Source organism: Microbacterium sp. HM-570 (assembly GCF_054165885.1).
This window is the reverse complement of sequence record NZ_CM135111.1, coordinates 2,158,718-2,181,279: the sequence shown is the minus strand read 5'-3', so window position 1 is coordinate 2,181,279 and position 22,562 is coordinate 2,158,718. Positions and strand designations below refer to the sequence as shown.

The following is a 22,562-nucleotide window of genomic DNA, read 5'->3' as shown; positions in this document are numbered from 1 at the left end:
GTTACTCGTCGCCGCCCATGTCCATGTCGCCCATGTCGTCGCCCACGTACTCCTCGTTCGCTCCGGAGTAGTCCTTCACGACCGCCGTGAAGTCCAGCGACGATCCGTCAGCAAACTCCAACACGAACGGAACTTCGTCACCCGCGACGAGAGCGCCGGTCAGGTCCATCATCATCAGGTGGTTCGCGGCAGGCTCCAGCGGGAAGGACTCGCCTGCGGGAAGCGTGAAGCCGCCTTCGATCTGCCTCATCACCATCGCGCCGGCATCATCCACGACGGTTTCGTGCAACTCTGCCGAAGCGGCGACGTCCGTAGACACAGAGGTCACCGTCACATCGTCGGTGCCACTGTTGCGGAGCATCCCGAAGCCGGCGGTCATCCCGGAGTCCGCCGACTTGACCCAGGCGTCTTCGATCGTGACGACGCTCGACGCGGTGGCGGGGACGTTCGATACCTCGGGTTCTGTGGACGAGCATCCGACGAGAGTGGCAGCGAGAGCAGCGGTCAGGACTGCGAGGAGCGTGCGGTTACGAGTGTTCATGAATCGTGCCTTTCAAAGTTGTCCGACGACTCCATGGGCCGTCGAGTTTCGTCGTCGGACCGGGCGCGCCGACGACGATTGAGGAAAGAAAAAAGTACGAAGAGGAGGACTGCACCAGCCGCGCCCCCGATACCAAGAAGGGCCAGCTGCCACAGCTCGGGCGCCTGATCCCGGTCCGCGGTAGCTTCCACCTCGGCATCGGCATCGGCATCGGCCTGGAAGCTGACCTCGGGGCTGGGAGTCGCCGATACGTATGGCTCTCCATCCCCGACAGTGAATGGAATGACCGAACTGATCGGGTGACCGTCGCCGGACACCACCCGCCACCGCACTTGATAGCCGGCGTCCGGCATGTCGGGCGCGAGAGGAGCGGTCAGGGTAGTTCCAGTGATCGTCAGGTCCCCAGACACCCAGTCCTTTCCGCTTTCATCCACGACCAGCACGTCAGCGCCCATCGTCAGGATGTCGGCGTTGAAAACAAGCCGATCTGCTGGGGCGCTGTTTCAAGTTGCTCGTCCTCGCTAGGAGAGCTCGACCCCAAGCTCTCATGCGCGCTAGCTGGCGCGGTGGGCGTCGTCACAAGCGCAACTGCCAATGCGGCAGAAGCGGAGACGAGAAGTAATCGGTACCAATGGGACATAAGGCATCACCTTTTCGAGACGGCTCGAAAACGCAGTCCGAGCCGGACGTCGTCAAACGGAATGCGCGCAACAGCGCGCTAGCAACCACCAAGGGAATGCGCGCAACAGCGCGCTAGCACCAAGAGGGGGTGGTCGAGAATTCAGATCAGATGAGGACGAAACGCGGCGGGCCGCGGCGGGATACGGAGTTCTCAGAGAATGCTGGGGGCGCGAACGGAGCACGCTCGATCGGGCACAGTCGGAACCATTCGCGGCGGACAACCGGCAGACTCGGATCCACCCAGAGGCTGCGCAGCCAGCAACCCACCTGCGCCACGATGCCGTAGGCGTATCGCAGCATCCGCGAACCCGAATAGAGCGCGGCGATGGTGACGACGCCAGCGACCGCGTGACCAACCCACATCGCGGGCGAGGCGTGGACGTGCTCTGCACCGCCCACGGCGAGCACTGCCTGGGCCATCCCGTGGTGATGGGCGCCGCCGCTGACCACCGGCTCGCCACCGCTTCCCAACACGAACAGGGAGTGGAACATCACCTGGCTCACCGCAACAGACAACGACATGCGAACCAGAGACACGCGCCGGCCTGCGACAGCCGTGCAAATCAAGAGCGAGATCGCGAAGGGGACAGCGATCCCCACCCAACCGGGCGGCACACCCCCGGCCGCGACATGAGACATCAACGCCGCGAACGTCGCAATGGCGGCCGCGAGCGCGCCACGACGGACTCGAGAGGCCCGTGATGCACGCATGCATCCATTGTGCTGGACGACAGGCCGGGGAGGGGACGGACAACAAGACCGGGTTCTGGCGCAACAACCAGTTAGCCAGTGAGTATGGTCTCGCTCAGTCGGTAAGAGGGTTGTCTAGAGTTCGCCGATCGCCTGCCCCAGCTGCAGGTACATGTCACTGACCGCAGCGTCGTCCACTTGGTACCGAACACGCTGCCCCTGCCGCACCTCGTCCATCGGTGGGTCCGAGATCAGCAAACCTGAAGTCATCAGAGCGGCGAGCGACTTCGCCACCGTTGGCACCGGAATCTCTAGCGCGCGGGAGATCTCAGCACGGGTGGCCGGACCGTTGGTCCGGAGGAAACCGATGATGCCCGCGCGCACCATGTTGCCAAGGGCTTTGATGGGGTCCTCCGCATGCTCGCTATGACGAGGGCGGGCGTATTTGGGCACCTGACCATTGTGGCGCACCGGCTGCGCGAGCACTCGGCAAACTGGGTAATTTAGTGATTCACATTGCGAGTGTATCGCTGTAGTATCCAGATATGTCAACCGTCGAGGCGAACAGAAACCAGCCACGAACTGGTCAAGGCGGCGGCATGTCCCCCATAAGCCCTACAGACAAGGGCCGATTGCAAGGGATATTCTGCGAATCGCGATTCGTATGCGCCCCGACATCCACGGCCAACGCCTCCTCGCTACTGGTACGCCGTAATCTGACACCTCACCCTTTCCGATTTTTTCGCACCTGCATAGGATGCCGGAAAGGCAGCTCGAGCTGGCCCCAACGTCGCGTCTCGCTCCACTGCTCACGATCAGCAGGGAGGGCAGCGCCATGACGACGCCGACGACACCACGCCGCTGGAGCGGCCTGCCTTGGGCAATCGCCGGAGGACTTGTCCTCGTTGCCGGCATCGCAGCGCTCGTGGCCATGGCGATCATCAACGGAACAACGCCCGATGCTGGACTGCCCAACCCACCCACCAGCACGACCACAAGCGCCACCCCGTCCGCCCAGCCAACCGTCGAGCCCACGGATACGTCGGTTGTCGATGAGAGCGTCACGGCGCAAGGTTGGACACCCGAGCCCATCACCCGCGACGAAGAGGTCTACATCCGTGGGGCGCTCTCGGCCGCCGCGACGTTCGACACGACCCGCGCGACACGTGACGAGTGGCTGGCCTATCTCGACACCTGGTTCACGCCCGACACTCGGTACACCTCACAAACAGACCGCCAACCCCAACTCGATCAGGCCCGCCTGGAACTTCGGCAATCCGTCGTTCTCCCCGAAGACATGTGGAACTCGCTGGCGGCCGAAGACGGCCGAGTCGAGGGAGCCGTGTTGGACGAGATCACCTACTCGCCCGTGCCCGAGAACCCTGCTGCGGACATGTTCATAGGGGAAGCAGACGTCGTACTCACTTTCACCTCGGTGACAGAGGGGGCGCAGGAGACGAGCTACGAGCAGACTGCGCGAGTCCGCGTGCAGGTGCTGTGCGGTGGCGAGTCAATCCCGGCCCCCGGCTCGGCGCAGCAGGTTGGCGATTGCAAGGTCGTCCGCTTCTTCGGCGCGGACGGCAGTTGACATGCCGCATCCCTCAGTCGTTGCCGCCGGTATCGTCGCGCGGTCAAAGACGTTGCGCCGTCTGGTTCTGCTCGCGGTGCTTGCGGTAGCCCTGGCGGGCGGGGCCATCGTCACTCCGCTCGTTGCGCTTCCCCTTGCCATCGCAGCGCACGGTGCACCCGCAGCGCAGCCCGGAACGATCGACGGAAGCACACCAGTCGTCGTCGGCGATTGGGGTTACCCCCTCGCGGGCGGCTACACAAAAGGACGCGGGTACGGCTTCCACCCAGTAAAGGGATGCTCGTACTGCCCCGCAGACCATAAGGGCTATGACATGTCGCAGGGATGCGGTGCGTCGATATTCGCTGCTGGTCCTGGCACCGTCACAACCGCCGGAAGCATGGGCCAGTTCGGCAACAGCGTTGTGATCGACCACGGCGACGGCATCGAAACGATCTACGCCCACCTCGAGTGGGGCTCGATCGCCGTCGAGAAAGCTGAGCAAGTGACGGCCGGCACACGCCTGGGAGCCGAAGGAACCACAGGCCTCTCCTGGGGATGCCACCTCCACTTCGAACTGCGCATCGACGGCGCCCGCCTCGACCCCGCTGCATTCATGGCCGCCCGCGGTCTTCCCCTCGCCTGACCAACAATCACCAAGGAGACCGGATGCCACTCAACGACCTACTCGTCCCGCTCGACGTGGACGTGCCCGAAATCCAACCCGACTTCTCGGCGCCCTTCTTTCAGGGCTTCCAAGTGATCGCGTCCTACATTCTCGCGGGCGCAATGATCGTTGTCTTCATCATGCTCGTCATCGCGGGCGCCGCCCTCGCGTTCCGCGGACTCGCCCCGGACCGCGTGCGGTCGTGGGCGGGCGAGAACATCGCCTGGATCTTCATCGCTGCCGCCATCCTGGGCGCCGCGAGCGGCCTGTTCGCCTGGTTCGTCAACTTCGACTTCGGATTCTGACCTCCATGCGTCGGCTCGGGATGTTTCTCCTCGGCGCGCTGCTCGCTGGCGCCGTTGTGGGCATCGCCGAGCCTGCACACGCAACAGACGAAACGAAGCCCACCATGCGGGTGGTCACGGCAACGCCCGTCACGGGTCAAACGTGGTCTGCGCCGGCGTTCCCGGTGACCTGCTCGAGAGAGACCGATCAGGTCAGTTGCACCCCCGAAAATGCCGCTGACATCAAAGCGCAGCGATGCTTCACGGGCGTGCTGGTCGCGGGCGAGAACGCGATGGTCTGCACGACCTACGAAGGACACCACCAGCAACTGAAGGATGCCGGCGGCAAAGAACTCACGGTCGGCTACGACTGCAGTGTGGGTGATCTCGTCTGCGTCAGCTTCGAGAACGCGGGCCGCGGGATGGCTCTGGCAACGACAGGCGGACTTTTCGTTCTCGCTTCGAATATACGGTTTGACACCTCAAGCACCCTGTGGGCAGCGGCTGTCGAGGAATGGTCCTTCTGGAACTGGGCCGTGCTCGCGGTCGTCTTCGCAGCAATGATCTGGGCAATCGCAGCGGCCATCGTCGCGCGGGACCGCGAGCAACTCGTCGGTGCAATCATCCGGTCCTTCATCGCGATCCCCGCCGTCCCGATCACTCTCTGGCTCACCGGGCATGTCGTCAACGCCGTGGACGACATGGCGATGTACATCCTGACCCGCGACGGAGACTTCGCCCTCATCTCCACTCTCCAGAGCGTGATGTGGGCAGGCGGTCACGCTAACTACTTCTTCGCATTCCTCATCCACGGCCTTCTGATGGTCGCGACCGTGCTTCTCACTCTGGTCTTCGCATTCCGAAACCTCGCCCTCGCCGTCCTCATCATGGTCGGGCCCGTCGCGTGGATGATCTTCCCGGTTCGCGGAATCGGACCGCAGTGGGTGGTTCGCTACCTCAGCGCGGTCGTCGTTCTGCTCCTCACCGGGCCACTCACGATCGGATTCCTCGCGTTGATCATCAACGGGCTTTCGACTGTTCGCACGATTTGGGACCCTCAATCTTGGCCTCTGCTCATCGGCCTCGTTCTGGTCGCGTTCGCGCCCTTTGCGGTCTTCGGCCTCTTCACTTTCACGGGTGCCGTGGCCGCTGACTCGTTGGGTTCACGACTCGGCGGTCAGGCCGGCCGCATGGGTGCCAACGCGGCGCGGAGCGCCTCGCGTCTTCCTTCTCGCCTCGGTAGTGCGCCAGCAGGTGTCTCGCCCGGATCGACCCGTGGCCGCGCTGGCATCACCGGCGCATCCGCCGCCACCCCGAAGAGCAGTGCCTCGCGGCCGACATCCGGACCAATCTCCCCCGCTGGTTCAGGTGCTTCCGGCTCGACCCCACCGAAGCCGGCGACAACGTCCGCTTCTTCCACGCCCCCGACGCCAGCCGCGTCTCGACCCGCGAGGAGCACACCGTGACTTCTACCACGACGGACCACGCACGCCCAGTCCGACTCCCCCGTCGTTCGCGCCAAGGGATCGTGCTCGGGCTCGACCCGTGGCAGATCGGATTCGTCGCCGCAGCCGCCCTTGTCCTGCTCATCGGTGTCAATGGGTTCGGTCCCGCGGGCATCCTGTACGCAGCACCCATCTATCTCCCCCTAGATGAGTGAGTCCGTTTGGCTGGGTCGGCGTGGATGCTGTTAATCGCAGGCGGAGGGTGTTAACCCCGGTGTGTGAAAACTGAACTCAACACCCTCCTGATCACACTCTACGTCCACCTCGATGACCGGATCCTGCCCGCGATCGGCTTCACCCGCGATCACCACCCGGGCCGCAAACCCGCCCTCAACGACGCGGAATTGCTCTGCCTGCTGGTCGCGCAACACCTGCTCGGGATCGCGTCGGATCGGAAATGGATCCGATACGCGCACGCTCACCTGAAGGGCATGTTCCCGAACCTGCCCGGCCAGTCCGGGTGGGGCAAACGCGTCCGCCAATCCACCGGGCTTCTCTCTGCGGTGATCACCGAGCTGGCCCGTGACACCCCGTCCTGGGGTGAGGTCACCCGGCTGGTGGACTCGACCCCGTTACCGTGCGGGAAATCGCGGGAGACCGTGAAACGCTCAGACCTCGCCGGGCACGCCGACTACGGATACTGCGCATCCCACTCCCGATACTTCTGGGGCTTCCGGCTCTATCTGATCTGCACTCCCGACGGAATGCCCGTGATCTGGGGACTCGCGAGCCCGAAGATCGGTGAACGCGAAGCCACCCAAGCGATGCTCGACCACGACAGACACCTCATCCAGCCTGGACAGGTCATCGTTGGCGACAAAGGCTTCGCTGGGAAGCAGTTCGAGGACTTCGTCACCAACGAACTCGGCGCGCACCTGATCCGCCCCGACCGCAAAGACGAGACCCCCAGGTTCGGGAAACTCGGCAGCATCCGACAATGGGTCGAGTCCGTGTTCGACACCCTCAAAGGCCAACTCACCCTCGAAGACCACGGCGGCAGAACCCCCGCAGGCGTCTACTCCCGCGTCGCCGCAAGACTCCTCGCCCTCGCCGCCGGCATCTGGCACAACTGGCTCACCAACGCCCCCGCCAAACGCTCCCTCATCGCCTACGACCACTGAACCAAACGGACTCACTCATCTAGGACTGGTCGCCGTGACGACCGTGCGGGGTATCTCCGCGCCCCGGATGCTGGGACTGTGGCTCTCGAAACAACTACGGCACTCCGCAGGCGCTACGACCCACGCCTACCGTCCAGAACGCGTCCAGCTCGAAGGAACACTCAACCTGCCCGGCACGCGCGCGTCCGTGCAGATGTGGGACGTCGACGGGCTCGCCTGCGTCTACAACCCGCACGACCGATCGGTGTCGGTAACGGCGGAACTCGAGGTGCAGGGATTCCTCATGAAGGACACCGCCGACCGCCACGACCTCGCACAACAGTGGGCTCAGGTACTCGCCACGTTCACACAGCGCGTAGGCGTCAAACGCGTGACGCTGCAAGAACGTACAACGCCCACCACGATCCGAGCGGGCCGCGAACACTTCGAGACGAGCGCGCATCGTGCGGGCATCGACGACGACGCAGACGTGACAACGAACTATCGGCGGGTGATGGATGCTTCGGAGCGCTTCGCCGTCGCCCACCGCAACTATCTGACGCTGACGTTTGACCTCGTCGCGCTCGGCCCGCAGGTTCGCGCGCTCGGTGGAGGCAAATCCGCGATCCAGGCACTAGCTCATGTCGAGGCCAGCAACATCTCCGACGCCCTACGCTCAGCCCGCATCACCGTACGACGGTGGCTATCGCCGAGAGACATCGCGAGCCTGGCTCGTACCGCGTTCGATCCGGAGTTTCTGTCCACGGTGCAGAACCGTGACGCCGAGAACACCGGTGTCGCATTGAACGCAATCGGTCCGATGTACCTCGAAGAGCCGCGCGGCAAGAACGGCGTCGTCATCACAGACTCGGGAATTCACACCACGATGTGGGTACATGAATGGCCTCGGTCCGATGCCGCGGTGGGGTTCATCTCGCCTCTCGTCTTCGCGCGTCATCCCGTGACTGGCGAAGCCGTGACGCACATCTTCTCTATCGTTTTGACCCCGGTGCCCGTGAACAAAGCGCTCAAGCGCATCCGCGAAGAGAAGAAGGTCTGGCGGGGCAACGAAAGGTTGCGCGCCAAGCGTGGCGCTGACGGCTCCGCCGCTGACGAAGCGGATTGGCTCGCCCTCGAGAAGCAGGAGGACGAACTCGTCGCTGGTCACGGCGAGTTCCGCTATGGCGCCTACCTGACCGTGACGGCAGACGACGAGAATGCTCTCGAACAATCGATCGCAGGCGCCCGCAACGCACTTTCGCGGGCAGGCATGGAGGCACAGATCCTCTACTGCCAGCAGGCCGAGGCTCTCCTCGTGAACGCGCTGCCGCTCGGGCTGGGGATGAAGTAATGGCCCGCCGAACCTTCGTCGTCTCCCCCGCCGGTCAGACGCGTGCCGAGCGCCGAGCGGTGCAGCGCGAGATCGCCGCACGAATGCAGGAATCGCAGCCGACCAGAACTTCAAAACGGGACCGCGCGCTACCGGAGCCAGCGGTACCAGGTCCCTTCGGTCCGGGACTCACCGAAGGGGGCTACTGGAATCTGTCCACTCCCGCGGTCCCGGCCCACCAGGCAACGTCCCAGCACCTCGCTGGAATCTATCCCTTTGTCGCGGACGCGGGATTGGGACACCGCGGCCCGATTGTCGGCGTCGACCTCAATGCGGACGCGCTCTGGCACTTCTCACCATGGGAGGCCTACGCCGATCCCACCGAGCGCGGATCTTTCTCTACCAACGTCTTGGTGCTGGGGTCGTACCGGTCGGGCAAGAGTTCAACGATCAAGTCACTAATCACCCGCTCCATCCCTTTCGGACACCAAGCTGTGGTCCCCTCAGATCCGAAAGGCGAATGGGTGGTCGTTGCCGAGGCTGTCGCAGGCACCGTCATCAGGCTTGGCGGAGCGACAGGCGCGCGACTTAATCCGCTCGATCGCGGCCCTCGGCGCACGGGAAGCAGTGATGAGCAGCACGAGCAGATGGTGCGCCAGCGCCGCATCGCGACGCTGGTCTCACTCGTCGAGATGGCGGTCGGCGGCGCCAAGCTGTCTGCGGTCGAACACGCGTGCATCCACCTCGCTCTCGAACGCGCGATCACGGCCACGGGCGACGAGCCGACGCTTCGGGAGGTGTACCGTCAGCTCGCCCGGATCGGTGCGGGCGAACTCTCCGACGAGCCTGAGCTCAGCGCCGCAGCCTCACAACCTCGATTCGTGTTGCGCCGCTTCGTGGAAGGCGACCTATCAGGTCTGTTCGAGGATGAATCCACCGTGCAGTTCGACGATGCATCTCCGCTCGTCGTCGTCGACACCTCCGAACTGTTCGCCCGTGGCGACCTCGTCGCGCAGCTCACCCAGGTATGCACAACCTCGTGGGTTCAGGCAGTCATCTCCGATCGCGACGCGAAACGCACGCGGTACGTCGTCCGTGAAGAAGGCTGGCGCGACATGACCTCGCTCGCTGCTCTCCAGATGTACCAGCAGTGGCTCAAGCTCTCACGCCACTACGGCATCAGCAACATCGTCATCCTGCACAAGATGGGCGACCTTGACGCTGTGGGCGATGCCGACTCGCAGGAACGAAATCTCGCCTACTCGATTGTGGGAGACATCGAGAACAAGTTCGTCTTCCGCGTCAACCACCAAGAACACGCGAGCCTGCGAGACCGTCTCCAGATGCCGACCGCGCACGTGGACATGGCTCGACAACTCCGGAAAGGCGAGTTCCTGGCCTACGTCGGCCAGTACTCCTACCTCGTCGACTGCTTCGCCACATCCACCGAGTGGGAGTACGACCTGTTCAAGACGGACGATGCCATGCTCCCCGTCGCCGAACTCGCCGGACCCGACGAGCTGATAGTGCCGATACCGCTAGATGACGTCTGGCCGACCGAAGACGGCACCGACCTCGCCGGTTGGCTGACTACCGATAAGGAGACAGGATGACCATCGCCACCAGACCGCTCGTCTTCGCCAACGTGAGCGGCGATACCGCGGAGTTCATATCTATCGATGGAAACACCGAGAGCATTCACGCGGCTCCGGCAGAAGACATCCGTGCATCGATCGTCCGTCGCGCGATCGCCGAAGCGCAGGTAGCGGACTCGGAGCTTGAACTGGTCACCTCCGGCGACCGCGGCGATCATCGCCTACTCATCCATACAGATGGCAGCGTAGAGGGGGTCAACGTGGGCGAACCCGTCGAGGAATCCGCCGAGGATGCGACTGATGTCGCGACCGGCGGCGATGTTGCGAGCGATAGCGAACACCCCACTACGCGCCGCGCTGCTCGCACAGAACGCCGGTCCTTCATCACCATCAACGAGGAGACCGAGACCTCTCCGTCAACCGGATGGCGAGCTGTCCTCGCCCGTCTCGGCATCACCGTTCGTCCCTCTGCAGAGGACCTGCGGCGCGAGGCCGACCAGCGAGCGGTCGCCCAACATTGGGCCGGATGCCGCACGATAGCGGTCGCCAACGGCAAAGGCGGCGTCGGCAAGACGATGACCACCGCGATGCTCTCCGCCGTTTTCGCCCGCTACGGCGGCGGTCCCGTGCTCGCATGGGACAACAACGACACACGAGGGACCCTCGGCTGGCGCACCGAAAGCGGACGCTACGACTCGACCGTGCAAGACCTGCTGCCCGCCGCCGACTGGCTACTCTCGCCCGACGCACCAATCTCTGACATCGCCAACTACGTCCACCACCAGACGCAAGACCGGTACGACGTGCTGCGTTCCAACCCCGAGCTTCTCGCCGCCCGGCAGCGAATCGAAAGCACCGAGTTCGATCTGCTCATGCGCGTCGCCGCGCGGTACTTCCGGATGGTCGTTTTCGACTCTGGTAACGACGAGTCCGCCGAGCGCTGGCTCAGGATGGTCGACGCCTCCTACCAACTCGTCATCCCCACGATCGCGGCACGAGAGTCAGCGGAATCGGCTGCCCTGCTACTCGAAGCGCTCTCGGGTCGCGATGACCACTCGGCAGAGCTCGCACGAAACGCCGTCGTGGTAGTCACGCTTTCGGAGCGTGCAACCGCGTCTGAGATTCGGCCCATCGTCGATGGATTCAGCGACCTCGTCCGCGCTGTACACGTCATCCCGTTCGACCCTGCACTCAAATCCGGACCGCTGCGCTTCGACGCACTTCGCCCCGCAACTCAACGCGCATGGGTGCGCACGGCCGCGTCGGTCGCGGAGCAGCTGTAGAGAACAGGCATCCACTCATGGTGAGCGACGGCATTTGGCCCAAGATCGCGGCGATCGGCATCGCCGCCGTCATCCTGCTCAACATCGGATTAGCGTTCGCTGCCGAGGCAGTCACACATATCTTCTGCGGCGCGCGACCGACTCCCACCGGTTTCTTGTCGGGGTTGTGGCTTGCAATTTCCGGCGATACGGGGGCGTACACGATCGACGGATGCGCCCTGCCGGTGCCGGCGATCAGAGTCGCGGATCTCGCGCTGGTGCTTGTACTCGCGTTCCTGTTGGCATGGGGCGGCGTCGCGTACTCGCGATACCGGCAGTCGGATCGCTACTTCATCAACGATCTGCAGAGTCGACCCGGATTCGCCCCCGCATCCGAGATCCGGAGGCACCTCTCCGCGCGGGCTGTTCTGCGCCGCGCCCCGCAGTTGCGACCCGAAATCGCCCAGCCCAGCCCCGTAGACGTGGGCTGGCGGGTCGGTTCATCTCGAGGCATGGACGTCTACGTGTCTATCGAAGATTCCGTCGCGCTCGAGGGTCCGCCCCGCTCGGGCAAGGGATACCGCGTCCTCATCTCCGCGATCCTCGACTGGTCGGGTCCGCTGATCACCACCTCAACGACGAACGATAACCTCACCGCCACGATGAAGATGCGTCAGCGCCGCGGTGCCGTCAGCGTCTTCGACCCTCAGGGCCTGTCGGGCATTCGTGAAGCCATGAGAATCAGCCCTTTCGCGGGATGTGAAGACCCGCTCGTGGCTCTCCAGCGTGGTTCGGCGATCATCACAGGCACCGCACTCGGAGCGTCAACGACGAACGGTGAATGGGCCCAGGCATCCACCATTGTCCTCTCCCGCCTGCTCCACGCCGGGGCGGTCGGCGGACGGTCAATCGCCGACCTCTACGACTGGGGCACGAGCCCATCCCTCGCACGGTCGGCCGTCGAAGTCCTGCGGTCCGACGGAGCGCCCGGGTGGGGCGACAGCTTGGAAGCCCTTGTCTCGGGTGACGAGCGACTCGTGTCATCAACGTGGTTCGGCGTGCAGAATGCCGTCGCACCGTTGGCGGTGCCGCAGATTCGTGAAGCACTCTCTCCGCGATCCGACGATCTGCGCTTCGATGCCGACGAGTTCCTGACCGGCGAAAACACGCTGTACTTGATCGGCTCATCGTCGGGGTCCGCCGCGATGGGCGGGTTTCTCGGTGCCCTTCTCGACGATGTTGTCGAAGTGGCCCGGCGCAAAGCGCTCGCATCCCCCAGTTCGCGACTCGCACAACCTCTCGGTTTGATCCTCGACGAGATCGCCAACATGTTCCGGTGGGCGAACCTGCCACGCACGATGGCCGACGGCGGCGGTCGCGGCATCTGCACCTTCGTCGTGTTGCAGGCACTCTCCCAAGCAGAAACCGCGTGGTCACGGGCCGAGGCAGACACGATCTGGTCCGCCGCAACAGCCAAGATCCTTCTCGGTGGCGCAGCGCAAGTCGACCACCTGCGCGACATCGAAGCGATCCTGGGCTCACGGGAACGCCGCCGCACCCAGCTATCCTGGAGCAGCAGCCAAGCCGGCGTGAACACGAGCGAGCAGCACGACCGACTGCCCCTCATGACAGTGGACGAGATTCGACGGATGCCTCAGACCGTCGGCCTCCTCGCCTACCGCAACCGCCGAGGCGTGCTCCTCGACCTCGCCGGATGGGACAAGCGCACTGACGCGCGAGCGGTCAGCGCCGGCAAGCGCGAAACGGAACGTGAACAACGCGCCGTGTTTGCCGAGGACCTCGCGCGAGCGACGGGACCCGCCGCGAACGAGACCCCGGAACCATGAGCAACATCCGGAAACCCCGCCGCATCAACTCCTACCGCCGTGGGTATCTGCGCTCACCCGCTTGGTTCGCCCGTCGCGACCAGTGGTTCAGAGACGAACAGCGCCGAACGGGCACCGTCGCCTGCGCAGCATGCCTTGTTGACGGCACCGCCCGAACGCTGGAACTGCACCATCTCGACTACTCCGGCGTCGAGCGCACCGATGGCGGCTGGCGCGCGCAGGAAGCGCACTCGGACCTCGTCGCTGTTCACCCCTACTGCCACGAACTGCTGCATCGACTGCTCGACCGCGACAGGGTGTTGGCGCATCATCGTGACCGACGGACTGCATCCCTCTCGGCACTTCTTCACCTGCGACGCAAGTTGCGCGCGATGGGAGGCGCGGCGTGAGCGATGAGACCGACGCGGCATACGAGGCGATGCTCGCCGCCGAACTCGCCGAATGGGATCCGGACGACCGACGCGGAAGCTCGGCGCCCCTAGGTGCCGCTGTCGTTGATTGGAAGGAGCTACCCGACGCGCAGGCGGCCGACGCGTGGCGAGCCCTGCGCGACTGGGTCGAGTGGCTGACGATCCGATACGACATCCCCGTGACCAGCATCCCGGACTGCTGGTGGAAACACGGAGCGCTCGTGGAGGAACTCTCCGCACTGCACACCGCCCATCGTGCGTCGTTCGATGCAAGCGACAGCGGTTACGGGCCCGTCGGGTGGCACGAGCGGCTCGCGCAGGCGCGCGGCCGCTGGCGGCAGGCCTACGCGGGCGGCTGTACTCACGGGCACCAGCCGCAAAAGCCTCGCTCATGGTCGTCCGCGACCGACGAGCAGGAATGGGATGCGTGGACACGCCAGTCTCACGCGCCATGACGCACCGACCGGTGCATGACAGAAAGGAACGAACACCATGTCCACACGAATACCGGTCACCATCGAGGGCAACCTCACTGGTGACCCCGAGCGCGGCACCGCCGACAACGGCACCGACTACGCGCGGTTCAGCGTCGCGGTCAACGACCGTCGCCGCAACGAGCAGAGCGGGGAGTGGGAAGACGCGGGCTCGGTCTTCCACCGCGTCGTCGTCTTCAACAGCCAAGCACGGCACGTCGCCGACTCGCTGCGTAAGGGTGATGCCGTGCTCGTTGCTGGCGACCTGCGGTTCTCCACCTATACCGATCGCGAAAGCGGCGCGACCCGAGAAGCGCGGGACATCGTCGCGGACAACGTCGGAGCGTCGCTGAAGTTCGCCGGCGTCGAGGTCGAGCGATCCCCTAAAGCTAACGGCCCCGTAGCTCACGCTCCGGGGCCGGAAGCCACACCGGTTTCGCACACCGGCGCAGGGTTCGCTCGCTGACCATCCGCAAAGACAGAGCGGGCGGGAGTTACGTTACTCCCGCCCGCTACTGCATGTCACGGATGGGGGTTCGTGACGACTTCCATGAGTCGTACCATTTAGAACATATGTTCGATGGGAGGAATCGTGGGCACGAATCGTCGATATGCCGCCCAGATCGACGAGCGCATGAACCAGAAGATCCTCGACCAGCTCGCGGCAAGATATCCGATTCAGGCACTCACCGAGCGCGAGCTACGCTTCGACCTCTACCCGGTGACCACCGATCCTCAACCACGGCGCGTGCGCGCCTGGGTCCGATTCGGCGCGATCGCCTCGCAGATCGAAGGAGATGCGGTCGCCTGGACGCCTCGGGCCGTGCAGGTCAAGTTTCTGTTGGACGGCAAAGATCAACGCGTTTGGGTCTGGGCATCGGCCGTCGACCGCGTGGAGTGATCCCGTCCGCCGCGGCGAGCATCTCGTGCCGTGAGCTTGGCTAGTCGTTAGCTCAGTGAGGGTCCGCCGTGAGTCGGCACCGACGAGACGATCGGGTCGGACTTCATGATCTGCGGCCTTGTGCCCTGCTCGATACCTTCCCGCAGCGTGGTCGCTGCCCGGCCAAGCTCGAGCCACGCCGCCTGCCGGCTTTCTTCCATCGTGGGTTCAATGGAATGGCGCATCATCCTGTCCGCTACATCTTCGGATGCGTCCCTATCGGTCGCGAGGGCAATCACGGAGTTCACCGCTCGGCCTCTTGTCATTCCGACGTACATGCCAGCCGCGTCGACACCTGGACCAACGATCGCGGCGTCCGTACTCTCGCCTTGGACGCCATGGACCGTTGACGCGTAGGCGAGGTGCACGTGCTCAGCGACATAGTCGAGAGGGACAAGTCGAGTATCGCCAGAGTCAGTAACACTCACGAGCCGGACTCCTTCCGGCTCGATGCGACCAACGGTCCACATCGAGCGATTTTCAACTCCCAGGCCCTTGTCGTTCCGTCGCGTCTGGACAATATCGCCCTCCAACAACCACTGATCATCCCTGCCAATGACGGCGCGCGCCGAGTCGAGTTCCCCCTGGTGCACCCGTCGCTGTTGGATAGCTTCGTTGATCGTCTGAGCTTCGGCGTTCCTCGCTGTCACGAGCGCCACGCGCCTTCCTGCGGACGCCCAGGCGAAGTACTCGTCAATCATGATCCGCTCCGCCTCCCCCTCGTTCGCGGCGCGACGGATTAGCCCGCGGGCATCCAGCTCACGCGCGACATCGAGGGCGTCATCCTTCGTCCGTGGCTCGCGCATGCGGAGCGTCAGCGCGGCATAGGTGGGATCGCGGAAGCGATGTACCGCGGTGAGTTCGACGGCTGCGGTCGAGCGTCGCACCATGATGGCCATGGCACCCGAGTGTCCGACGGGGCGAGCTTGTAGATGGTCACCGACCATCGCGATTCCGGCGCCGGTCTGAGCGGCGACGGATGCGAGTGCGTTCGCTACGCGTAAGTCGACCATGCCGGCCTCATCTACGACGATCCGATCGCCGGCCGTCATACGGAATCGGCGGGGCCCGCCGTAGACCTGCCCCGTCGCGTCCGTGTCGCCCACAGCGAGTTGCCGCCATTGCTCAGCGCCTGCGGCGTCGGTATGCCAGCGCCATCCGTAGTCGAGCAGCAGAGCGTGCAAGCTCGATGCACTTGCACCGATCTCGTGGGCGGCCACACTCGCGGCCTTCTTCGTCGGCGCGACTACGAGCATGGACCTGCGCTGCCGCTCGAGGGCTCTCTTTGCCGACACGAGCATGGTCGTCTTGCCAGTGCCGGCGGGACCGGTGACCGCAACCAGCCGATCCGTTCCGGCGATCGCCGAGGCAGCGTGGAGTTGACCCGTGTCGAGCTCACGTCCTTCGGGTAGAACGGTCGTCGATATGTCTCGGACGACTTCGAGCGGAACCCTCGCGCCCTGCTCGGAGAGGCCCTCGAACTGGTCGGCGAGGTCGGTCTTGAGAGCAGCCGTCGTAACCGCCATGAAGCCCTTCACGTGGGACGGGACAGCTGCACGGTCATCCAGCAGATCCACAACGTCGCGAACGGCTCGCGCGACGACATCGTCGATCACGTGCTCAAGCAGTTGGCGGTCAGCGATGACGCCGGATGCTGCCACCGCGCGCATCGCGCCCGCACGAACATCGAACAGGCTGAACCGCCCACCACAACTCGCAGACCGATTGTCCGCATCCACCACCGCCATGCGCGCGAGCAGATCTCGGTCGAGGTCTGCGATCACGACGTGGTGCGGCTCAGCAGGCGGCCGAAAGCCGAGCAGCGCGGGATCGAGCGAGGCAAGCTCGTCGCGGACGCGCTGCTCCCAGTCATCCTCATCAATGTCGTCGGGTTTGTTCGGGCGTCCTTGCGCCCACGCCCACCGATCGATGGCTGCGACAACGTCGTGGGATGGCTCCTGTCCTGGGTGCGCGGCGCGCCACTCCGCAGTCTTCACCTGCCGGTTCGTCTCGATCTGGTTCGATCGGCGCGACATCGGCCTCACGGCATGAGCGAGCTGAGCGATCTCGCCGTGCTCATCGAGCGTGTATCCGTGGCGGGCGAGCGCGGCGATCCAAGCGGGGTCGGTTCGTGCGGCGATCTCACCCTCTGCGTTGATGACCGTGTGTAGCTTCATCGCGACCCGCGAGTCGACATTCGACCACTTTCCGTCCATCCCCTCCACCTTGACGTTCAGCCACAGGTGGCGGTGGATATGCGGGTCGAGTGCCCGCGACCGCCGGTGGCGCAACTCGACGACTTCGATGCGATGCAGATCCTCGCGGATGCTGCCGCCCGCCCCCCGCCGCGCATTGAGTTCAAGCTGCCAGGTCGTGACGATGCGGTCACGAAGGCGGTCCTGCAGCGCCTCAAACTCGATTGCGAGCTCGGGATGAATCAGTGACGCGAGGCTGAACGACTTCGGTGCGTTGATCGTCCCGTCGAGTACGAGATCAGCGTCGGGCGACTGGAGGTCACGTCCCCGCCGCTCCCCCGTCGCGGGGTCTTCGCCATTCACCCACCTACGAAGCCAGGTCTGGTCGAGAGTGTCCTCGCGGATCTGTCCGGCCTCGACAGCGAGTCGGGTTACAGATGCCGCGGAGGAGTACCCGGCGAGCGCGCCAGCGCCGCGCGGCGCAACGAGATGCGAGTCACACGTGCCCTCGAATGCGTAGGCGACCGCCTGTCGAACTCCGCCGGAGTCGACGCCCCGCTTCCAGCGCTCGAGCCCACCTCTCATGACGCAAGGCTATGTGAATATGTTAAATCGCGACAGCGTTACACAGAAAGTGCCTGCGTGCATCGCTGTTCTTGGCAGTTGTCTTGATCGCTGTTCTTGTAGCTGTCTTGCTTCGTTGGCTTGTCGCCGCCATGGTCGCACATTCGATTACCGATGTTCGGTAGGTCCCGAGGTGGCGAGGCGGGACGAAGGTCAGCACATTAGAGCGCGTATTTCCGACGGTCGCGCTGTGCCGACTCTGCGGTCTAGCGGACGGAGGCCTCTGCACAGTCGACTAGCAGCCCTCCCGTTCCGAATAGGGCCGCTTGCGTGGGATTCCTTGCGGGCACCCCATACGCACGCCGTACTCCGCGCGATCGCGTGTCCTGGCTGTGCCGCAGGAGCGTTCCGTATGACGATCCCCATGCGGACACTCTTTTCACCTCACACTCGCGTGATCAACATCGTCGTTGTCGCCGGTTTGAAGGTACCCAGCGTGCCCGGGTGGTGGCGAGCGCCCTGAGCAAGCCTGTGCAGCCACACGGTCGGACTGGGCCGCCCCCTTCAGCCGGTCCGGGCGGTGTGTGCGTCGTCGGTTTCGATTTGATGCGTGCATTGCCGAGCGCAGTCGAGGGGTGCGAGGTAGCCGACGGATGAGTGGCGGCGATCGTGGTCGTATTCGGTCTTCCAGTCGCCGATCACGACCTGCGCGTGCAGCAGCGAGTAGAAGCTGTTGATGTTGAGACACTCGTCGTGGATCCTGCTGTTGAACGACTCGACGTACCCGTTGTGCCAGGGCGAGGCGGGCGGGATGTAGCTGAGGCCGGTGCGGGTGCCGGCCCAGTCGGCCGTCGCGTCGCTGATGAACTCCGGACCGTTGTCCGACCTGAGCACGGCTGGGGCGCCGCGCACGGCAACGAGGTCTTCGAGGTGGGCGGTGAGCCGGTCGGCGGTGATCGACCGTTCGACGAGCCCACCGATGCATTCGCGGGTGTGCTCGTCAACGATGGAGCAGATCTTGATTGGTCGTCCCTGTTCGTCCGCGTCGAACTGGAAGTCCACCGCCCACACCACGTTCGGCGCGTCCGCCGTCGGCGTCGACCCTCGAGGATCCGACGCGTTTGCGCCGCCGCCGCTGGGAGACGCGGAGGCCTTCCTCACGCCAGAACTACTGCGGATGCTATTGATTGATCAGTCCGGACGGACTGCGGGACCGTCGCGGCGTGAAGGCCTGCGCGACGTAGTCGTCGACGCGAGCCGGCCGTCGATCTAGCCGAAAGAGCGCGACGTCGAGCGCCTCGGCAGAGGCGGTTCCGGGCGCCGACGACGTCTTCTTCCGCAGCACGGGGCGCACCCCGACCTCGGGTGGATCGTCGGCGAGGAATGCCTCCCATTCTTCGACGGCAGCTGCCCGAGCAGCGGCTTGTCGGCGAACGAGACCAAGCGCCCAGACTAGCCCCGGCCGCCGACACGGTCGCGGTGGGGGACTGCGGCTCGGCTGAGCCGTGCTCACCGGTCATCGCGTGCCTCAGCGCAGGACGGGCTCACTCGCGCCGAGCAACGACAGCTCCTCGCGAAACGGCATGCCCTCCCAGTCGCCCGCCGTCTCGCAGGCGAAAGCCCCCGCACGAACGGCGGTGGCCAGTCGCGTACGCGGGTCCTCGCCCGCGAGGAACTCAGCGAGATACCCGGCCACAAACGCGTCGCCGGCGCCGACCGAGTCGACGACGTTCGCAGGAACGGCCGCGACCGTGAACTCCTCGTCGTCGATGGCCGCGAAACACCCGCGCGCGCCCAGCTTGATCACCACCTGACGCGGCCCCAACTCGCGGATGGCACGAGCGAGCTCGACCTCACCCGTGCCATCGACGATGATCCGCGCTTCCTCGTCGCCCGCGAAGACCAGGTCCGATGCTGCAGCGAGCGCTGCGAGGGTTTCACAGGCTTGGTCCTGGGACCACAGCCGCGAGCGGAAATTGATATCGAACGACACGGGCACCCCCGCCGTCTTCGCGCGGAAGACCGCCTCGAATGTCGCGTCCCTGGCCGTGGCCGAGAGTGCGGGCGTGATGCCGGTGACGTGGAGGAGCGCCGAGCGCTCGATGAGGCCTTCGGGGATGTCCCCGGGCGCGAGCCTGCTTCCTGCGCTCTGCGCCCGGTAGTACCAGACACGCAAGGCACTCTCGCTGCGTCGTTCCTTGATCATCAGGCCGGTCTGTGCAGGATCCCGGATCGCGATGACCTCGAGCCCCTCTGCGCGCAGCTCCCGCTCGACCAGGTCTCCAACACTGTCGTCACCCCGCCGCCCGACCCACGTGGTATGGACCCCAAGCCGCCGAAGTGCGATGGCCACATTGCTCTCGGCGCCCCCGATGCCCAGGCGAGCGGTGCCCGCGTGCGCGAGCGGTCCCGGGTTGGTCGAAACGAACAGGCCCATCGTCTCGCCGAACGTCACCACGCCGCCGGTGCGAGGGGCGGCGGACGTGCCCGCGGCACTCACACGGGCCTCCGCCCCGACGCAACAAACGCGGTACAGCGGTGACGGATCTCGTCGAAATCGCCCTGGGCGATCAGCGCGCGCGGTGCGATCCAGCTCGAGCTGACCGCAAACACCGACGATTTCGAGAGGTACTCCGCCGCGTTGAACTGATCCACTCCACCGCTCGGCATGAACGTCACCCCCGCGAACGGACCGGCGAGAGCGTCGATCACCGCCGTCCCGCCGAGCTGCTGAGCCGGGAACAGCTTCATGCGCGCGATGCCTGCACGGGCGGCCCGCTGAACTTCCGTCGCTGTAGCCACACCCGGAATGTAAGGCGTCCCGGCCGCCACAGCCGCGGCGAGCACATACATGTCCAGCCCTGGACTCACCAGGAACCGTGCCCCGGCGTCGACCGCGAGCGCCACATCGTCCGCGGACAAGACCGTTCCAGCTCCAACCGTGAAGCTGTCGCGTCGCGCGAGCGCCCGGATTACATCGAACGCCGCTGGGGTGCGCAGCGTGACCTCCGCGCAGCGGATGCCTCCCGCGATGAGCGCGTCGGCGAGAGGATCGGCGTGCGCGGCGTCGTCGATGACCACGATCGGGATGATCTCGCCGAGAGCGGTGTCGATACTCATCGCCCGAGCCAGCCGCCATCGACGGGCAGGGTCACCCCGTTCACGTAGTCGGATGCCGGTGCGGCCAAGAACACTGCCGCACCCTGCAGATCGGACGGCTTGCCCCATCGCGCGGCGGGGATGCGCGACAAGATCTCCGCACTGCGCTCGACGTCAGCGCGCAACGCAGCCGTATTGTTAGTCGCGATGTAACCCGGCGCGATCGCGTTCACGTTCACGCCCCGGGCGGCCCACTCGTTCGCGAGCGCCTTGGTCAGTCCGGCGATCCCCGACTTCGCCGCGGTATAGCCCGGAACGAAGACGCCCCCTTGGAAGCTCAGCAGCGACGCCGTGAAGATGATCTTCCCCCGGGCGCGCGCCAGCATGAGCTCTCCAATCGCCCGTGTTAGCACGAACTGTGACGTGAGATTCACGGCGATTACCTCATCCCAGTACTCATCGCTGTGCTCGACGGCGGGTTGGCGGCGGATGGTGCCCGCGTTATTCACGAGGATGTCGACTTCGTCGGCGCGCAGTTCCTCGAGCACCCGGTAGACGCTTGCTCGATCCGAGAAATCGGCCGTATACGACTCGAACGCCTGGCCGGTCTCACGTACCCGCCTGGCCGCCTCGCTTTCCGGGCCCTGCATGTTTGTGCTGACGCACGCGATGTCAGCTCCGGCAGTCGCGAGCGCGCAGGCGATCTCCAGCCCGATGCCCCGGTTCCCGCCCGTGACGACGGCACGCTTCCCACTGAGGTCGAACAGTTCGATCTGAGTCGCGTGCATGTCACACCCCTTCCGATGCCTGGCAGTCGATGAGGATCTTCATCGCTTTGCCCGATTCAAGAGCCTCGAAAGCCTCCATAGTGTTCTCGAGGGGAACAACCCGCGAGACGATCGCGTCGACCGGAACCGTTCCCTCAGAAATCAGCTGAATGGCTTGGACGAAGTCGTCACGTGTGTAGACACGTGCGCCGAGGATCTCGAGTTCGCGCCAGAACACGCGCGGCAGGTCGAGTGGTTGAGCATGCGCGTGGATGCCAACGACCACCACTCTGCCTCGTACACGGGAGAGCGAGGTGGCCACCAGAATGCCGTGCGCGGATCCCGAGACCTCGAACACGACATCCGCCCCGTCGCCGTCGCTCCACCTCTCCACCCATTCCACCTGATCGACATCGAGTGGATTGATCGTGGAGAACCCGAGTGCCGCGATGTTCGCCTGCCTCTCACGATCCACTTCGATCACGAGAACCTCGGCTCCGAGGTCGCGTGCTACTACCCCGATCAATGCGCCGATCGGCCCGCCGCCGATGATCACGGCCCGCTCGCCTGCCGTGAGCCGCGAGCGAGTGACATCGTGGACGGCCACGGCTACGGGCTCGACCAGCGCGGCATCGCGAAGTGAGATTCCGGCGGGCAAGGGGATGACCAGGTTCGCCGGCACGTTCCACCTGGTTTGCATCGCACCAGGTGAGTCAATGCCGACGAACTCGAGATTTTGGCATACATGGTTGTGGCCGTCACGGCAGGCACGACACTCACCGCACCACGCGAGGGGCATGACCGTTACGCCATCACCGAGCTCGAAACCGTCGACCCCCTCACCCACCGCCGACACGTTGCCGCTCATCTCGTGACCAATGACAGTGGGCGACCTATGGTCCATATGACCGCGCAGGATGTGCAGATCGGTCCCACAGATGCCCGTGTACGCGACCGCGAGCTGCACCTCTCCGGCACCCGGCTCCGTCGGCTCGCTCGGGCGTATGTCTATCGCGCCATGTCCCACATACGTGACAGTCGTCAT

At 64.9% G+C, this 22,562-nt stretch carries 23 protein-coding genes and 1 pseudogene; 13 read left to right on the top strand and 11 right to left on the bottom strand.

The genetic code is table 11. The features are described 5' to 3' along the window. Position 1: 1 nt before the first annotated feature. From ACT9TC_RS10395 to ACT9TC_RS10380, 4 genes are all read right to left on the bottom strand, one after another. A complete protein-coding gene (locus ACT9TC_RS10395; protein ID WP_458040439.1) occupies positions 2 to 541 on the bottom strand; it encodes a copper chaperone PCu(A)C in 540 nt (179 codons plus the stop codon). Further along, positions 538 to 996 carry a copper resistance CopC family protein gene (locus ACT9TC_RS10390; RefSeq protein WP_458040438.1) on the bottom strand — a complete coding sequence of 153 codons (459 nt, stop codon included), beginning with the start codon at positions 994 to 996 and terminating at the stop codon, positions 538 to 540. The genes ACT9TC_RS10395 and ACT9TC_RS10390 overlap by 4 nt, the downstream gene beginning before the upstream one ends. Before the next feature lie 331 nt (positions 997 to 1,327). Beyond that, positions 1,328 to 1,933, bottom strand: coding sequence for a hypothetical protein (locus tag ACT9TC_RS10385; protein ID WP_458040437.1), 606 nt, complete (start codon positions 1,931 to 1,933; stop codon positions 1,328 to 1,330). 114 nt (positions 1,934 to 2,047) lie between these two features. Beyond that, positions 2,048 to 2,398: an ArsR/SmtB family transcription factor gene (locus ACT9TC_RS10380; RefSeq protein WP_458040436.1), complete on the bottom strand. Its 351-nt coding sequence runs from the start codon at positions 2,396 to 2,398 to the stop codon at positions 2,048 to 2,050. Between the two features lie 349 nt (positions 2,399 to 2,747). Between ACT9TC_RS10380 and ACT9TC_RS10375 the strand changes: the two genes are divergently transcribed. From ACT9TC_RS10375 to ACT9TC_RS10330, 10 genes are all read left to right on the top strand, one after another. Further along, positions 2,748 to 3,500 (top strand): hypothetical protein, encoded by a 753-nt coding sequence (locus ACT9TC_RS10375; protein WP_458040435.1) that lies wholly within the window; start codon positions 2,748 to 2,750, stop codon positions 3,498 to 3,500. 1 nt (position 3,501) lies between these two features. Next, the gene (locus ACT9TC_RS10370) at positions 3,502 to 4,125 is read left to right on the top strand and encodes a M23 family metallopeptidase (RefSeq protein ID WP_458040434.1); all 624 of its coding nucleotides are present in this window, start codon (positions 3,502 to 3,504) and stop codon (positions 4,123 to 4,125) included. A 23-nt stretch (positions 4,126 to 4,148) separates the two neighbouring features. Further along, the gene (locus ACT9TC_RS10365; protein WP_458040433.1) at positions 4,149 to 4,451 is read left to right on the top strand and encodes a hypothetical protein; all 303 of its coding nucleotides are present in this window, start codon (positions 4,149 to 4,151) and stop codon (positions 4,449 to 4,451) included. Between the two features lie 5 nt (positions 4,452 to 4,456). After that, a complete protein-coding gene (locus ACT9TC_RS10360) occupies positions 4,457 to 5,896 on the top strand; it encodes a hypothetical protein (protein WP_458040432.1) in 1,440 nt (479 codons plus the stop codon). Further along, the gene (locus ACT9TC_RS10355) at positions 5,893 to 6,090 is read left to right on the top strand and encodes a hypothetical protein (protein WP_458040431.1); all 198 of its coding nucleotides are present in this window, start codon (positions 5,893 to 5,895) and stop codon (positions 6,088 to 6,090) included. The genes ACT9TC_RS10360 and ACT9TC_RS10355 overlap by 4 nt, the downstream gene beginning before the upstream one ends. Positions 6,091 to 6,153: 63 nt before the next feature. Beyond that, entirely contained in the window at positions 6,154 to 7,056 is a 903-nt protein-coding gene (locus ACT9TC_RS10350; RefSeq protein ID WP_458040430.1) for an IS982 family transposase, read from the top strand. A 25-nt stretch (positions 7,057 to 7,081) separates the two neighbouring features. Continuing rightward, positions 7,082 to 8,386 carry an SCO6880 family protein gene (locus ACT9TC_RS10345; protein ID WP_458042915.1) on the top strand — a complete coding sequence of 435 codons (1,305 nt, stop codon included), beginning with the start codon at positions 7,082 to 7,084 and terminating at the stop codon, positions 8,384 to 8,386. Further along, entirely contained in the window at positions 8,386 to 9,978 is a 1,593-nt protein-coding gene (locus ACT9TC_RS10340) for a hypothetical protein (RefSeq protein ID WP_458040429.1), read from the top strand. The genes ACT9TC_RS10345 and ACT9TC_RS10340 overlap by 1 nt, the downstream gene beginning before the upstream one ends. Next, complete coding sequence (locus tag ACT9TC_RS10335; protein WP_458040428.1) at positions 9,975 to 11,243, top strand: AAA family ATPase; 1,269 nt, start codon at positions 9,975 to 9,977, stop codon at positions 11,241 to 11,243. Before ACT9TC_RS10340 ends, ACT9TC_RS10335 begins: the two co-directional genes overlap by 4 nt. Before the next feature lie 17 nt (positions 11,244 to 11,260). Beyond that, positions 11,261 to 13,069 (top strand): type IV secretory system conjugative DNA transfer family protein, encoded by a 1,809-nt coding sequence (locus tag ACT9TC_RS10330; RefSeq protein ID WP_458040427.1) that lies wholly within the window; start codon positions 11,261 to 11,263, stop codon positions 13,067 to 13,069. Positions 13,070 to 13,122: 53 nt separating this feature from the next. Here ACT9TC_RS10330 and ACT9TC_RS10325 read toward each other — a convergent pair whose 3' ends face one another. After that, positions 13,123 to 13,377 (bottom strand): hypothetical protein, encoded by a 255-nt coding sequence (locus ACT9TC_RS10325; protein WP_458040426.1) that lies wholly within the window; start codon positions 13,375 to 13,377, stop codon positions 13,123 to 13,125. A 77-nt stretch (positions 13,378 to 13,454) separates the two neighbouring features. Here ACT9TC_RS10325 and ACT9TC_RS10320 point away from each other — a divergent pair, with 77 nt between their 5' ends. The 3 genes from ACT9TC_RS10320 to ACT9TC_RS10310 all read left to right on the top strand — a co-directional run bounded on the left by ACT9TC_RS10320 (position 13,455) and on the right by ACT9TC_RS10310 (position 14,853). Further along, complete coding sequence (locus tag ACT9TC_RS10320; protein ID WP_458040425.1) at positions 13,455 to 13,934, top strand: hypothetical protein; 480 nt, start codon at positions 13,455 to 13,457, stop codon at positions 13,932 to 13,934. A gap of 37 nt (positions 13,935 to 13,971) precedes the next feature. After that, complete coding sequence (locus tag ACT9TC_RS10315) at positions 13,972 to 14,418, top strand: single-stranded DNA-binding protein (RefSeq protein WP_458040424.1); 447 nt, start codon at positions 13,972 to 13,974, stop codon at positions 14,416 to 14,418. A 114-nt stretch (positions 14,419 to 14,532) separates the two neighbouring features. Next, positions 14,533 to 14,853: a hypothetical protein gene (locus ACT9TC_RS10310; protein WP_458040423.1), complete on the top strand. Its 321-nt coding sequence runs from the start codon at positions 14,533 to 14,535 to the stop codon at positions 14,851 to 14,853. 47 nt (positions 14,854 to 14,900) lie between these two features. On the opposite strand, the gene ACT9TC_RS10305 is transcribed toward ACT9TC_RS10310, so the two are convergent. The 6 genes and pseudogenes from ACT9TC_RS10305 to ACT9TC_RS10280 all read right to left on the bottom strand — a co-directional run bounded on the left by ACT9TC_RS10305 (position 14,901) and on the right by ACT9TC_RS10280 (position 22,562). Beyond that, positions 14,901 to 17,672: an AAA family ATPase gene (locus tag ACT9TC_RS10305; protein WP_458040422.1), complete on the bottom strand. Its 2,772-nt coding sequence runs from the start codon at positions 17,670 to 17,672 to the stop codon at positions 14,901 to 14,903. Positions 17,673 to 18,215: 543 nt separating this feature from the next. After that, positions 18,216 to 18,816 (bottom strand): annotated as a pseudogene (locus ACT9TC_RS10300) (integrase core domain-containing protein); the annotation flags it as partial. 363 nt (positions 18,817 to 19,179) lie between these two features. Then, a complete protein-coding gene (locus tag ACT9TC_RS10295) occupies positions 19,180 to 20,151 on the bottom strand; it encodes a sugar kinase (protein WP_458040421.1) in 972 nt (323 codons plus the stop codon). After that, complete coding sequence (locus ACT9TC_RS10290; RefSeq protein ID WP_458040420.1) at positions 20,148 to 20,771, bottom strand: bifunctional 4-hydroxy-2-oxoglutarate aldolase/2-dehydro-3-deoxy-phosphogluconate aldolase; 624 nt, start codon at positions 20,769 to 20,771, stop codon at positions 20,148 to 20,150. Before ACT9TC_RS10290 ends, ACT9TC_RS10295 begins: the two co-directional genes overlap by 4 nt. Beyond that, a complete protein-coding gene (locus ACT9TC_RS10285; RefSeq protein ID WP_458040419.1) occupies positions 20,768 to 21,538 on the bottom strand; it encodes an SDR family oxidoreductase in 771 nt (256 codons plus the stop codon). Before ACT9TC_RS10285 ends, ACT9TC_RS10290 begins: the two co-directional genes overlap by 4 nt. Position 21,539: 1 nt before the next feature. Then, on the bottom strand, positions 21,540 to 22,562 hold the full coding sequence (locus tag ACT9TC_RS10280; protein ID WP_458040418.1) for a zinc-dependent alcohol dehydrogenase: 1,023 nt from the start codon (positions 22,560 to 22,562) through the stop codon (positions 21,540 to 21,542).